Annotated in this window: 13 protein-coding genes; 5 read left to right on the plus strand and 8 right to left on the minus strand. The window is 64.4% G+C overall.

Annotated features, from left to right (window positions below):
* Positions 1 to 244: 244 nt before the first annotated feature.
* From VFA60_12375 to VFA60_12385, 3 genes are all read right to left on the minus strand, one after another.
* On the minus strand, positions 245 to 520 hold the full coding sequence (locus VFA60_12375) for a DUF2277 domain-containing protein (protein ID HZQ92584.1): 276 nt from the start codon (positions 518 to 520) through the stop codon (positions 245 to 247).
* Positions 521 to 555: 35 nt separating this feature from the next.
* On the minus strand, positions 556 to 1,653 hold the full coding sequence (locus VFA60_12380) for an AI-2E family transporter (protein ID HZQ92585.1): 1,098 nt from the start codon (positions 1,651 to 1,653) through the stop codon (positions 556 to 558).
* A 118-nt stretch (positions 1,654 to 1,771) separates the two neighbouring features.
* A complete protein-coding gene (locus VFA60_12385; protein HZQ92586.1) occupies positions 1,772 to 1,903 on the minus strand; it encodes a hypothetical protein in 132 nt (43 codons plus the stop codon).
* A 727-nt stretch (positions 1,904 to 2,630) separates the two neighbouring features.
* Between VFA60_12385 and VFA60_12390 the strand changes: the two genes are divergently transcribed.
* Complete coding sequence (locus VFA60_12390) at positions 2,631 to 3,836, plus strand: hypothetical protein (GenBank protein HZQ92587.1); 1,206 nt, start codon at positions 2,631 to 2,633, stop codon at positions 3,834 to 3,836.
* A gap of 511 nt (positions 3,837 to 4,347) precedes the next feature.
* On the opposite strand, the gene purH is transcribed toward VFA60_12390, so the two are convergent.
* Positions 4,348 to 5,910 carry a bifunctional phosphoribosylaminoimidazolecarboxamide formyltransferase/IMP cyclohydrolase gene (purH, locus tag VFA60_12395; GenBank protein ID HZQ92588.1) on the minus strand — a complete coding sequence of 521 codons (1,563 nt, stop codon included), beginning with the start codon at positions 5,908 to 5,910 and terminating at the stop codon, positions 4,348 to 4,350.
* Between the two features lie 138 nt (positions 5,911 to 6,048).
* Positions 6,049 to 6,717: an MXAN_5187 C-terminal domain-containing protein gene (locus VFA60_12400; protein ID HZQ92589.1), complete on the minus strand. Its 669-nt coding sequence runs from the start codon at positions 6,715 to 6,717 to the stop codon at positions 6,049 to 6,051.
* A 137-nt stretch (positions 6,718 to 6,854) separates the two neighbouring features.
* On the opposite strand from VFA60_12400, the gene VFA60_12405 reads away from it, so the two are divergent.
* A complete protein-coding gene (locus VFA60_12405; protein ID HZQ92590.1) occupies positions 6,855 to 7,601 on the plus strand; it encodes a response regulator transcription factor in 747 nt (248 codons plus the stop codon).
* A gap of 169 nt (positions 7,602 to 7,770) precedes the next feature.
* Here VFA60_12405 and larE read toward each other — a convergent pair whose 3' ends face one another.
* Positions 7,771 to 8,598, minus strand: a complete 828-nt coding sequence (gene larE, locus VFA60_12410; protein HZQ92591.1) for an ATP-dependent sacrificial sulfur transferase LarE — start codon at positions 8,596 to 8,598, stop codon at positions 7,771 to 7,773.
* Between the two features lie 182 nt (positions 8,599 to 8,780).
* Between larE and VFA60_12415 the strand changes: the two genes are divergently transcribed.
* Positions 8,781 to 8,987, plus strand: a complete 207-nt coding sequence (locus tag VFA60_12415; GenBank protein ID HZQ92592.1) for a hypothetical protein — start codon at positions 8,781 to 8,783, stop codon at positions 8,985 to 8,987.
* A gap of 135 nt (positions 8,988 to 9,122) precedes the next feature.
* Here the strand turns inward: VFA60_12415 and VFA60_12420 are convergent, their stop codons facing one another.
* Entirely contained in the window at positions 9,123 to 9,986 is an 864-nt protein-coding gene (locus VFA60_12420; GenBank protein ID HZQ92593.1) for a sensor domain-containing diguanylate cyclase, read from the minus strand.
* Between the two features lie 342 nt (positions 9,987 to 10,328).
* On the opposite strand from VFA60_12420, the gene VFA60_12425 reads away from it, so the two are divergent.
* The gene (locus tag VFA60_12425; GenBank protein HZQ92594.1) at positions 10,329 to 11,441 is read left to right on the plus strand and encodes an OmpA family protein; all 1,113 of its coding nucleotides are present in this window, start codon (positions 10,329 to 10,331) and stop codon (positions 11,439 to 11,441) included.
* Between the two features lie 272 nt (positions 11,442 to 11,713).
* Here the strand turns inward: VFA60_12425 and VFA60_12430 are convergent, their stop codons facing one another.
* On the minus strand, positions 11,714 to 11,920 hold the full coding sequence (locus VFA60_12430; protein HZQ92595.1) for a hypothetical protein: 207 nt from the start codon (positions 11,918 to 11,920) through the stop codon (positions 11,714 to 11,716).
* Between the two features lie 227 nt (positions 11,921 to 12,147).
* On the opposite strand from VFA60_12430, the gene ruvB reads away from it, so the two are divergent.
* Complete coding sequence (gene ruvB, locus VFA60_12435) at positions 12,148 to 13,158, plus strand: Holliday junction branch migration DNA helicase RuvB (protein HZQ92596.1); 1,011 nt, start codon at positions 12,148 to 12,150, stop codon at positions 13,156 to 13,158.
* Positions 13,159 to 13,165: the final 7 nt, after the last annotated feature.

Raw genomic sequence — 13,165 nt, forward strand, 5'->3', positions numbered from 1 at the left:
GCACGTTTTTTGGATGCCGCCACCCCGCCCCGGTATGCTGGCTATTTTACGCCGTTTCGCCCCCAACCGCGCTCAGGAAGAACGCCGGAGCGGCGCGAAATTGCGACGCATGGAACGTCGGTGCCATCGCGTCATGGGGTTCAATGTTTCACGATGTCCATTGAATTGCGCCGCATTGAACATCCCATCACCGGCTCATTGGTCCGCCTGCGGCCCAATCTTCACTGACCCGATGACCTGATATTCAATGTTGGCTTCCAAATCGCAGCGCTGCCCTCGCCTTCGCCTTGGCGGCTTCTTCTTCTCGATTGCGCGGTGGAGCGCTGGTCTCCAGTGAGCGCAGCAGGCGCAAGGAAATCTCGGCCACGTCCTCAATCGCCCCGTTGAACGCCGCCTCGTTCGCCTTCGACGGCTTGTTGAACCCGGTGATCTTGCGCACGAACTGCAGCGACGCCGCCCGCACCTCGTCTTCGGTCACCGGCGGCTCAAAGTTGAACAGCGTTTTGATGTTCCGGCACATGTGGATTGGATATCCTAAACCGCCGCCGCCGCGCTTCAATCACCTTTCACGCTTCGCGATACGGCGGCAATCACGCCGCCTGGCGCCGACTCCCCGGCCGGAGTCATCCTTTGAAGCTCCTCCACCACCGCCTGCGTCATCGCAACCAGCAGCGGACCGGCCAGCAACCCGATGGGCCCAATCGCAAACGTCCCGCCCAGCATGGAGAATCCCACCAGCACGGGATTCATCTTTACCCGCTTGCCCACCACGAGCGGCCGCAGAATGTTGTCCAGCGAGCCCACAAACAGGGAGCCCCACAGCGCCAGCCCGATTGCCTTCCAGTAAGAACCCGCCATCGCCAGCCAGATCGCCATCGGCGCCCAGACCAGCGGCGCCCCCACCAGGGGAATAATGGACGCCACGCCCCCGAAAAATCCCCACAATAGCGGCGAGCTAACCTCCACGAACCAGAACGCCAGCGTCAGGCATACTCCCTGTGCCAGCGCCACCACGAACACGCCGTTCACGTTGGCGACAATCGAGTCCCGCGCCGTCCGCAGCAGGTTGTCGGTCACGCCAGGACTCAGCGGCGACAGCGCCGCCACATGCCTCACCCACCCTGCCCCGTATCGCAGCAGGTAATAGAGGAAGAAGGTCGCCAGCAGCACCGTGATCAGCGCCGACGTCGCCCCGGCGAAGCCCTCCCGAATCTTGCCCAGAAGATAGGTCCCGCCCACCTTGACGCCCGAAATCAACTGCTCTCGAATCGTCTCCCGCGGCACCGGCAGCCGCGCCGCCAGTGCATCCAGCACGCGGTCGGTGGCTGCGGTGATCTTGTTGCCGCCGCCTTGCGATTGCTGCTTCACCGCTTCCTGCAGCCGCACCGCGTCTTTCACCAGCCGCACGCCGAACAGCGAGACCGTTGACCACATGACAACGAACACCGCCAGCGTGGTCAGAAGGCTCGCCAATCCGGGACGCCGCAATCGGCGGCTGGTCCGTTCATTCGCCGGGTGCAGCACGATCGCAATTACGCCCGCCAGCAGGAAGGCGCTGACAAACGGCCAGGCAAACCAGAAGAGCAGCAGGAGCTGCACCCCAAGCATGGTCCCGAGAACAATCCGCTGTTGTGAAACGGAGGGATGTGCCATGCGAGGACCTCGACCGTCGCTCCCGCCTTCGGGCCGTCGGGAGTTCGGTGGCGCGCTCCGGGCGCAGCGAATCAGAACATCATAATGGACGCCGGCGGGCGCCTGTCGTAAAGGCCTCCTACCTTGCCGTCACCACCACCGTCTGCTGTGTCCGCCCGTACTGGTTGGTCGCATAGAGGGTATAGGTCGTGGCGGCCGTCGGAGTCACCACCGCGCTGGTTCCCCGCACCGCGCCTACCTGCGGCGACACTACTCCGCTTTGAAGGGGCACGGCTTCAGCCGTGCCGAAACGACTCCTTGATTCACCTCGCGCGCCGAGGAAGCTACGCGACTGAGGCGCGACACCCCTAGCAGACGCCGGACGGGTGGCCTCTCAGCGGGCGACCGACAAACCTGTACATGACCGTTGGTGCCCCTATCTCCCAAGTCTGCGTGGCGCCGGACGTTTCGTCCGGCGGCGCCCACCACGCCCCTTCCCTTCGGTGGCCGAATAGTTGTTCCCATCAGCATCTTTTCACGCGCCTTTCACACTGACGCTTCATGACGCTTGCCAAAAACCGAGGGGGGGGAGAACACTGACACCAATCGTTCGCTTCAATGGAGTAAAGCACGTGTACAGGAGAAGAATGATGACAACTTGGAAAATGTGCTGCGCATTTTGTGCTGTTAGCGAGTAGCGCGCTGTTCGGTGCTACGTGCCCGCTTCCTCAAGTACAGAACATTTCGTGCTCAAACGAGAATGGCTGCCGTGGGAGTGTAGGCGTTGATGTCTGCTCCGGCCCCGCGGCTTCTAACGCCAAGTGCATTAACAGCACGGGTATGTTCCACTTCTGCTGCGGCCAGGTTTACTCCGATGCGACACAGAACGGCTCTTGTGGGTCGGGGGGTACGGGACCAGCGGCGATGAAGGAGATTCCATTCGGCGCTCGAATTCGGCTTCAGGTAGCGGACTGCGATGGACGATACCTTCCCGTCGCATGGAATTCGTCACCCAAAGAGAACGCCGGGGAAAGGCTGGACGATCTGATTCCAACTCGGGGCAGCGCCGGGGGCTTGTGGTGAGGCCAATCGTCGCCCCGTTGCTGCTGCTCAACGTCGTCGTGCTTCTTGGTGTTGCGGCCGTTGCTCAAAAGCAATTGGCGGGAAAAGAACTGGTAGTCTCATCGGAACTGAATCGCCCCATCTACAATCCTGTGCGATGCGACGCGAAGGGCAACATCTATGCGCGGATCTATGCTCCAGGACAGGTCGAGCCTGTCCTACGCGTCGATCCCAGGGGACAGACAACGAAACTCTCCTTCGCACAGGATACTGATCTGCGGGATGCCACGGCGTACGACTTTGCGGTGAACGCCGACGGCGAGGTCTTTCAGGCTCCCTACGCTGATGGTGTCGGGTATTTGGTGAGGTACTCCGCGGATGGAGCCTACCGCGGCAAAACGAAGCTTGAAGGTCGCTTCTGGGTGGCGCACCTCGCGCCTCTCGCGCCGAGGAACTTCCTGGTCACCGGCTCGGAAATTACTGGAGAGGGGACAGCGGATCCTCCTAGCAATCCACCCCAAAGGCCTGTGACTCTCATCATGAACGACAGCGGGCAGGTGGTGAGAGATCTTGTACTGCCCGGCGATATAGTTAAGGAGGTTGCTGCTACACCACTCAGATCGCAAAGGGGAGCTCCCACGGAGGCAGCGCGGAAGCAAGGGGAAAACACACCCGAAGTGAAAGCGTCCGAATCGAAAAATGGAACAGACTCCGACTCGGACACTGATATGGCCATGTTGCCACTTCTCCTGGGCGATATTCGAGACGGCGGCGATGGTTATGCGTACCTCCTCCGCCGCGGTTCGCCCGCGCTCGTGTACGTGATCTCTCCAAGCGGCCGCGTAAGGCGTACGCTCAAGCTACCCTCGCCGCGACCAGAGCTCATGGTCAGTTCAATGCATGTGGCTGCGGGGCGACTAGCGCTAATGTTTCGTCAAGCTGCGCAGAAGCCAGATGGCGAGCCCGAGCGCATACCGGCAATGGTTGTTCTCTTTGACGCCAGCACAGGCGAGAAGATTGCCGAGTACCAAGAGACTCGAAAGACGGGAGGCACGTTTGCCTGCTATCAGCCCCCCGATAGGTTCGCGTTCATAACCTCCTCGCAGGGTAAGTTGGCGATTCGGTGGGCCGAGCCAGAGTAGTACGCCTGGGCCATTCGGCAGGTTGAAACAGGGGTGGACCGGTGCCGGTACGCGTCCGTCGCTGAGCTTCGCCGTTGCTGAGCAGGGCGCGCCGCTCTCCGCTACGCCTGTGTGAGCAAACGCAGAAGTGTTGTCAAGCCCCTTTCGCCGCAGATTCCCCGCAACCCCAACGAAATGCTCACACAAAACTTCGGTCCCGCCTTCCCATTCTCCCCACCCAATCTGCTAGGCTGGAAGCAGGCCTGCGCACACGCGCGGGCTTCGCTCTTTGACAGCTAAGTCCTTGCGGCGCCTGAACATAGCTCTAACCCCTGTAGATCGCCTGTATTGGCGGAAATTTCTCGCTAAAGCACTGATTTGCAAGGACCGGGGGGGGAGGGGGGTACCCGGACAACGGAACGGTCCGCCGAAACGCGGACGCGGTTTGCCCGCGTCCACACGCTCCGCGCTGCATTCGGGCTATCGGCTCATTGAACATCGGGCCCAATGACCTGATGGCCCGATGACCCGATTAATGCCGGAAGTGGCGTACGCCGGTAAACACCATCGCCAGCCCCAAACGGTCGGCCGCGTCAATCACTTCCTGGTCGCGCACCGAGCCCCCGGGCTGGATGATGGCCGTCGAGCCGGCGCGGGCGATTTCTTCCACGCCGTCGGGAAACGGGAAGAACGCGTCCGAGGCGGCGACCGTGCCCTCGAGCGGCAGCACGGCCTTCATCGCGCCGATCTTGGTGGAGTCCACGCGCGACATCTGCCCCGCGCCCACGCCCACCGTCTGGCCTTCGCGCGCGTAGACGATGGCGTTGGACTTGACGTGCTTAGCCACCTTCCAGGCGAAGAGCAGCGCGCGCAGCTCCGCGTCGGTGGGTGCTCGCTTGGTTGCGACCTTGAGGTCGCGGGCGGTGATGGGATGCACGTCCGCGTCCTGCACCAGCATTCCGCCGGAGACGTGCTTGTACACCCACTTGGGCGCGGCGCGCTTCACCTCGACCAGGCGGAGGTTTTTCTTCGCCGCCAGCGCCTCGCGTGCGGCGGCTGAAAACGATGGCGCGGCAATCGCCTCCACGAACAGCTTGGCGACTTCGGCGGCCGTGTCGCCCTCGACCTCGCGGTTGAAGCCGATCACGCCGCCGAAGGCCGACACCGGATCGGCCTCGAGCGCTTTCTTGTACGCCTCGACTTGCGTCGCCGCGGTCGCCGTGCCCGACGGGTTGGTGTGCTTGATGATGGCGCACACCGTCTCGTCGAACTCGCTGGCCAGCTCCCACGCCGCCTCCAGGTCAACGATGTTGTTGAACGAAAGCTCTTTGCCCTGGAGTTGGCGCGCGTTGGCGATGCCGGCATCGCCGCGGTTTTGAAAAGAAGTAGCTTCGCGGTAGAGCGCGGCCTTCTGGTGCGGGTTCTCGCCGTAGCGCAGGTCCATCGCCTTCTGATACTGCAGTCGCAACGACGGCGGAAACGGCGGCGCCGGCGCTTCGCCTGCGGGCGAGATGCCTTCCAGCGTGGAAGCAATCGCGGCGTCGTATGCGGCCGTGGCCGCGAACGCCTTCTGCGCCAGGCGCCAGCGCGTTTCGCGCGAGAGAGACATTTTGTTCGCCGCCATCTCGTCGGCGATGGCGGCGTAGTCGTCCGGCGATGTGACGACGGCTACGTCTTCCCAGTTCTTCGCCGCCGAGCGGATCATCGAAGGCCCGCCGATGTCGATGTTCTCGATGAGTTCGTCGAGCTTCACGCCCGGTTTCGCGGCCGTCTGCTCGAAGGCGTAGAGGTTGACCACCACCATGTCGATGGGCGCGATGCCGTGCGCGGCGACCGCTTCGCGATGCGACGCATCCCCGCGGCGATGCAGAATGCCGCCGTGGACCTTGGGATGCAGCGTTTTCACGCGGCCGTCGAGCATCTCGGGAAAGCCGGTGAGCTCGCTGACGTCGCGCACGGCGAGCCCTGCGTCGCGCAGCGCGCGCGCCGTTCCGCCGGTCGAAACCAGCTCGACTTTCATCCCGGCTAAGCGCCGGGCCAGGTCCACCAGTCCGCTCTTGTCGGTGACGCTGAGGAGGGCGCGTTGTATGGGCATAAATCGCTGCGGGCTGCCAGCTACTGGCCGCTGGCAAAAATCGCGAACGAACAGTGATTCTAAACGCAGCTCCTTGTTTCGCCCGCTCCTGGAGAGGACAACGGGGGAGCGCATTGGCCGGCAGCCAGCAGCCAGCGGCTAGATTTTGGCCCTCGCCTTCAGGCGCACTTGTCCGCTCTCGATTTCGACCGAGTACTCGACGCTGCTGCATCCATAGTCTTTGCGGATCTGCTCGGTCTTCTTCTTGACGAAGGCCTTGAACGAGTCGAAGGCGGCGCCGGAGGCGTTGGCGTCGCCGGCCTGCCTGCGCGCCGCGATCATGGCGTCAAAGAGCGAGCGCACGCGGTCGGCGTCGGCGTCGGCATCGGAGCAGGAGATCCTGAAGGGCTGCGCGCCGGCGTCGGCGGCAGCGCCCATGGCGCGCGCCGCTTCCTTTTCCTCGCCGGTGCGCATGCCCTGGATGCCGAGCGCGGCGTCCTGCGGACGGCGATAGCCTTCTTCCTTGATCTTCAGCTTCTGCCGCCACAGGTCGCTGAACAGCGCGTAGCGCTGCACGATGCTGTTGTAGCGGAAGCGCTGCGGAAAGGTGAGCTTGCTGCTGTCGCTGAACTTCCTGATGAGCGACTGCACGCGCCACTCGGTGTCGCTGGGCGGCTTCTTGGAGCCGCCGCCGAAGAAGACGTCGTACTCGATCTTGAGGCGCCGGACCTGCTCTTCCAGGACGTTCAGTTCTTCGTCAATGGTCACGCCGCGGCCCCTGATGGCGGCGGCAGCGCTGCTGCCGCGAGAAGAAGCGGAATATACCACACGGCTGCGGGCCCCTCGTGGGCCTTAGTTCGCATCCTAGTCAGGAAGCAAAGCCCTGCGCGGAGCGCAGCTCTGGCCGAAGTAGGCGCTGGAACCAGCGACCGCGCGGGCGCATCCGGCCCTCGTCAAAGGCCATTATGAAAGCGAAAGAGAAGGAGCAGAACAAGAAGGACCACGGCCAGGCGCCGGGCGGCAACGCCGAACCGCAAGCCGGACTGCACAACGGCGAGGGTGAGCGCGAAAAGATCAACATCGTGATCGCCGACGATCATGCCGTGCTGCGTGAGTCGCTGGTGGCGCTGCTCAACACGCAGCCCGATTTCCTCGTGGTGGGCTCGGCATCGAGCGGAACCGAAGCCCTGTCGCTGGTGCAGCAGCACCGTCCCCAGGTGCTGGTGCTCGACCTGTTCATGCCCGAAGGCGACGGCTTCGATGTGCTGCGTACCCTCGACCAGGCCGGCAATCGCGTCGCCGCCGTGGTGCTCACCGGCTCGGAGAGCCAGACCGACTACGTGCAGACGGTGCGGTTGGGCGCGCGCGGCCTGGTGCTGAAGAGCGACGGGCCGGAGAAACTGTTTGCCGCCATCCGCAGCGTGGCCGGGGGCGAGCTGGCCTTCTCCGATGAGGTTGCGCACCGCGTGCTCACCGCCATGGTGGAAGACACGCGCACCGAAACGCGCTCGCTCGCCCGCCTGAGCGACCGCGAGCGGCAGATTTCCTTCCTCGTAGCCCGCGGGCTGAAGAACCGCGACATCGCCACCGAATTGCAAATCAGCGAGAACACGGTGAAGCGCCATTTGCAGAGCATCTTTTCCAAGACCGGCGCGCGCGATCGCCTGGAGCTGGCAGTGATGGCGCTGAGCGAGGCGACGAAGGCGGCATAAAGCCGGCAATCAGCACTCAGCACTTGGCATTCAGCCCCTGAACGTCTGGGCGAATCATAGGCGGCGCCGCAGAAGCCGTTCGGTGCAAGGTGTTCTCTTACCGCGAATATCCCGCTCTCTTGAGCAGAAACACGCAAGGGCTGAATGCTGAATGCTGAGTGCTCGCGGATCAGCTACCCGATTTGGCCAGCGATTCCGCGCTGAGCAGCGCGTTCATCGAGCCGGAGCGGAAGCCTTCCAGATCCAGCGTGACGTAAGTGAAGCCGAGCGGCTTGAAGATGGCGGTGAGGCGCGCGGCCATGGCGGGCGTGAGCGCGCGGGGAAGCTCGTCGGGCGCGATCTCGATGCGCACGATGGCGCCGTGATGCCGCACGCGGAACTGGCGGAAGCCGAGTTCGCGCAGCGCGTCTTCACCGCGTTCCACCGCCGAGAGCGCTTCGGGTGTGACGGCGCGTCCGTACTCGATGCGCGAAGCGAGGCACGCTGAGGCGGGCTTGTCCCAGACGCGCAGGCCGGCTTGCTTTGCCAGTTCGCGGATGTCGCTCTTGCCCAAGGCGCAATCGAGCAGCGGCGCGGCAATATTGTGCTCGCGGGCGGCACGCTGGCCGGGACGAAAGTCACCCTGGTCGTCGCGGTTCACGCCGTAGGCAACGGCGTCGAATCCGCGCTCGCGGCGAAGGTCCTCGAGCACGTTGAAGAGCTCGTCCTTGCAGTGGAAGCAGCGCTGCGCATCGTTGCGCGCGTACTCGGGATTGTCGAGCTCGGCGGTGTTCACCACTTCGACCGGGATGTGCTGCTCGGCGGCGAAAGCGAGCCCGTCGGCCAACTGCGTGCGGGCCAGCGAAGGCGAATCGGCGATGACCGCGAGCATATCGTTGCCCAGCGCGCGATGCGCCGCCCAGGCGAGAAACGCCGAGTCGACACCGCCGGAGTAGGCAACGATGAGGCGACCGAGCCCGCGAAGATGGGCGTCGAGTTGGGCGAGGCGATCCGGCATCGCGGTCTATTCTAACGGTAACGTTTGGCGCCGTGCCGGTCGAGGGCGACCAGGCTCCATTGCGCCTGGTCCCCAACCCGTTACCACTCGTTACCGAAGTACTCTTGTTGCTCCGGCGCTGATCTGCGGAAATAGTGGCTGCGGCGTGAAACTCCGGCGCCGCTGGAGCATCCAAACCAGCCGTGACCCTGCAATTCATTGACGACCTGCTGGCACGCAGCAGCCGCCCGCTGTGGTTTGAATCGATGAACCTGGCGCGCCTGCTGTGGACCTCGGCGCTGGTGATGGCCGTCGGCATCTTCAATCTGAGCTTTGGCCTGACGGCGCTGGGGCTGGACACCGCGGTCGAGGTCACGAGCGACATCGCGCAGCGCGCGATTGGGAAGTAGTTCTCAGGGCTCAGTCTCAGTTCTCACGCCTCAGTTCTCACGCTCCACAAAGACTGCGCCGTCCCGCCGCGGCGCCCGCCAGCGGGCGAAGTCCCCCGCGCCCACACAGTCCGTGCCGTCTCGCTAAATTCGCGTTTATCGGCTGCGGCGTTCTTCGGTGCGGGAGCGCTCTTGGGAGCGCACGGCGAGCAGGGCCTTGTCGGCGCGATGGATGGTGCGCTCCAGCGACTCGCCGCCTTCCCGCGCGGCCCATCCGAGCGAAAACGACACCGGGACCTCGCGCGCGCCAAGTTGCTTCAGGCGGTCGGCGGGGCGCTCGGTGCTGGCCGCGTCGGCGCCAGCGAGGAGCACGACAAACTCATCGCCGCCGAAGCGGACCACGCCTTCGTCGGCGCGCGTCTGGCGCATGAGGAAGCGGCTCACGCGACGCAGCACCTGGTCGCCGATCTGGTGGCCGAAGCGGTCGTTGTATTCCTTGAAGCGGTCCACGTCGAGCACGATGCAGCCCCAGTCGCGGTGCTGGCGCAGCATGTGGCTTTCGAATTCGCCCAGGTAGCGGCGGTTGAAGCAGCCGGTAAGCGGATCGCGGATGCTCTGCTCGACCAGCTGTTCTTCAAGGCGCTTGCGCTCGGTGATGTCGACCAGAATGCCGTAGTACAGCGTCTCGCCGTTGGGCGCTTTGACGGCGTAGGCGGCATCGATCACGGTGCGGACCTGGCCGTCGGGGCGGCGGATCTTGAGTTCGTAATCGCGCAGCGAGCCGTACTCGCGCAGCAGCCGCACCTGGCGCTCGCGCTCTTCCGGGTCGACGAGCAGGTCGGCGGCGCTATACTGGCGAAGATCGGCGAGGGAAGCGACGCCGAGAATTTCCAGAAATGCGGGATTGGCGTCGAGGATGCGCCCGCGTTCAGTGGTGACGTAGATGCCCTCTTTCAGGCGACGTACCAGCTGGCGCAGGCTCTCGGGGTCCTCCAGACCGCGAAACTCGGGCTCGGACAATCCGCCTCCCTGGATCGCTGCCGCTCGCGCTGTGGCGGGCATATCGTAACAGCAGTGGCCCGGCTGCTCGGGTATTTCTCGCCGCCCGCCGGACAAAATTACCGGGGACGGCGCAGAGGGCCGCGATTGGGGCTCGTGAGGTGTTTCTAAGTAGTTGACTGATAGTGCTTTGCAGGCGGTCGAGGCCGGCCGCTTTGGCATCTGAATTGATATAACGCAAGCCGAGCGAGCACGGTCCAAAGCCGGCCGCGAAAGTTTCTAAAGCCCCGGGGTACCGGCATACGGGCTACGGCCCATGGCCGGGAACAGCTTCCGAAGGCTCCCCTAGTCGGAGGAATCGCAATGAAGAACCGCACGTTACTCGCGCTACTGCTGATCGCCGGGCTGGCTGTTACGGCCGTGGCGCAACAGCAGACGCCCTCATCGCGGCCGGCGCCCGCGGCGCAAAGCGCGCCGCCGCAGACCGATCAGACGCCGCCGTCCAGCGCGCCCAGCGACCCGAACACGAGCCAGGCAGCCAAGGACCAGGCCAGCCAGCAGCCTTCCAACCTGGCGAGCGGCAAGCAACCGCTGGCCTATGAAGACCACCAGGGCTTCTGGGGCAAGATCAACCCGTTCGCGCGGAAGAAGTATGTGCAGCGGCAGCTGACGCCGGTGCGCGATCGCGTCAACGAACTCGATGAACTCACCGCCGCCAATTCGAAGATGATCCGCGACGTGGATGCGCGCGCCAGCGAGGGCATCCGGCTGGCGGCGTCGAAGGCCAGTGAGGCCGACCAGCACGCCATTGACGCAGGCAACCGCGCCCAGATGGCGCACCAGACCGCGCAACAGGCCAACGAGCGGCTTGCGGGCGTGGAGCAGGTGGTGGGAACGCTGGACCAGTACAAGGCGGCCACGCAGGTGGAGTTGATCTTCCGTCCGGGCCAGCTGGCGCTCAGCCAGAAGGCGAAGGGAGCGCTCGACGAGCTGGCTGCCTCGCTGAAGGCCAAGCGCGGCTACATCGTCGAGGTACAGGGCTTCTCCAGCGGACGCGGCGCCGAGGCGATCCAGAATTCGCAGAAGATGGCCGACGCGGTGGTGCGTTACCTGGTGCTGAATCACGAGGTGCCGGTGTACCGCATCTACACGCTGGGCATGGGCAACGCGCCGGTGCCGGCGTCGAGCGATACCGGCAAGACGCGGCGCACCCGCGGTGGCCGGGTGGAAGTCAGCCTGATGACCAACGCGCTGGCCGACATGAGCCAGTCGGCGCAGAACACCGCGCCGGCAACCATGGGCAGCACGTCGGGCAGTTCGACGGAACCGGCGGCGAGCGGCAGCTCGAGCATGCCGCAGTCGGACAACCCACCGGCAGCGCCCGCGGTGACCACGCAACCGTCGGCTCCGCAGGCGCCCGCCACCACGCAGCCTGGGCAGCAGCAGACGCCGCCGCCCACGCCGCCGAAGATGTAAGTCAGTCTGCCGTCGGCGGCCCGGCTTCGCAGGGGAAGCCGGGCTACCGCAAAGCAGGCACCACAATCCGAGTTCCCCCGGGTTGTATGCAGCAACAGAGGCCCTTCGCAAAGCGGAGGGCCTTGTTGTTTTACAGCAAGTTTCACGTTTCGCGTTTCACGGTTCACGTTCCTGCCGGTAGCAGGTCTCGGCAATTGGACGTGATAGCCCGAGATGAAGTGGCCACATACCAGGCGCCAGGTGCGATTAGCGGAAGCGGAAAACGGCCTTTCCTACGGTTGTTGGCGCATGGCGCCAATCTCAGCCAGGACTTCGCGGCTGACCTCGCGGCCCCCTTCATACTGAACATGAATCACGCGCACGGCGCTCTGGCGTCCACGGGCGACGGCGTTGGCCAGCGCCAGGTCGGGGAACCACCCTATCGGCTCCCAGCGGGTACCGTTGAGCCTCCAGACTTCGTATTGCTCCCAGTGGGCCACTGCACAAGATTTGGATGCGAAAAGAAGTGGATCGTGAACCGTGGAAAGTGGACCGTGAAGCTCGGGATCCGCCGGCCTCTGTCGAAGTCTCCAGCGTGAGTTGCCGCTGTTCACTTTCCACTGTTCACTTTCCACTGCTTTCAGCTTAGACTCCGAAAACGGTGGAATTTTCGGAGAAGCAATCGCGAAAGGCGGCGGTGGCCGCAGCGGAGGGCGCGCCACAGCGCATGGTGTCGGCAGCGGCGGTGGACGACGATGCGTCGTTTGAGCTGAAGCTGCGGCCCAGGCGCTTGCAGGAGTTCATCGGCCAGAGCAAGGTCAAGGAGAACCTGGGGGTGGCGATTGCGGCGGCGCGGCAGCGCGGCGAGCCGCTCGACCACGTGCTGCTCTACGGGCCGCCCGGCCTGGGCAAGACGACGCTGGCCACCATCATCGCCAACGAAATGGGCGCGGCGTTCCAGCAGACGTCAGGGCCGACGCTGCAAATCAAGGGCGACCTGACGGCCATCCTCACCAACATCCGCGAACGGCAGGTGCTGTTCATTGACGAGATTCACCGGCTGCAGCCGGCGCTGGAGGAATTGCTCTACTCGGCGCTGGAGGACTACCGGCTCGACATCATGATCGGGCAGGGGCCGGCGGCGCGCACGCACACGCTCGAAGTGAGACCGTTCACCTTCGTGGGCGCGACCACGCGCGCCGGGCTGCTCTCGGCGCCGCTGCGTTCGCGATTCGGGATCGTGCTGCGGCTGGAGTTCTATACGACCGAAGACCTGCGCGTGATCGTGGAGCGTTCGGCCGAGATTCTCGGCGTTGCTATTGATGCGGGAGGCGCCACCGAGATTGCGGCACGGTCGCGCGGCACGCCGCGCATCGCCAACCGGCTGCTGCGCCGCGTGCGCGACTACGCCCAGATCAAGGGCACATCCGGCGGACGCATTGACCAGGCCACAGCGCGCGCGGCCCTGGAGATGCTGGAAGTGGACCAGCACGGTTTTGATGAAGTCGATCGCCGGCTGCTGCTGACCATCATCGAGAAGTATCAGGGCGGGCCGGTGGGCGTGAACACGCTGGCAGCCGCCCTGGCGGAAGAGGCCGAGGCAATCGAAGAAATCTACGAACCGTTCCTCATCCAGATTGGCTTCCTCGACCGCACACCGCGCGGGCGCGTGGCCACGCAGTTGGCCTATCAGCACTTCGGGCTGACGCAGAAGCGGAAACAGAACAGTTTGTTCTGAATTCGCC

This window comes from Terriglobales bacterium (assembly GCA_035651995.1).
Lineage (GTDB): Bacteria > Acidobacteriota > Terriglobia > Terriglobales > Acidobacteriaceae > DASRER01.

Excerpts from the sequence above, each read along its gene's own strand:
- purH (HZQ92588.1), bottom strand. The coding sequence starts at position 5,910 with ATGCCCATACAACGCGCCCTCCTCAGCGTCACCGACAAGAGCGGACTG.
- VFA60_12390 (HZQ92587.1), top strand. The coding sequence starts at position 2,631 with ATGGAATTCGTCACCCAAAGAGAACGCCGGGGAAAGGCTGGACGATCT.
- larE (HZQ92591.1), bottom strand. The coding sequence starts at position 8,598 with ATGCCGGATCGCCTCGCCCAACTCGACGCCCATCTTCGCGGGCTCGGT.
- VFA60_12380 (HZQ92585.1), bottom strand. The coding sequence starts at position 1,653 with ATGGCACATCCCTCCGTTTCACAACAGCGGATTGTTCTCGGGACCATG.
- VFA60_12425 (HZQ92594.1), top strand. The coding sequence starts at position 10,329 with ATGAAGAACCGCACGTTACTCGCGCTACTGCTGATCGCCGGGCTGGCT.
- VFA60_12375 (HZQ92584.1), bottom strand. The coding sequence starts at position 520 with ATGTGCCGGAACATCAAAACGCTGTTCAACTTTGAGCCGCCGGTGACC.
- ruvB (HZQ92596.1), top strand. The coding sequence starts at position 12,148 with ATGGTGTCGGCAGCGGCGGTGGACGACGATGCGTCGTTTGAGCTGAAG.
- VFA60_12405 (HZQ92590.1), top strand. The coding sequence starts at position 6,855 with ATGAAAGCGAAAGAGAAGGAGCAGAACAAGAAGGACCACGGCCAGGCG.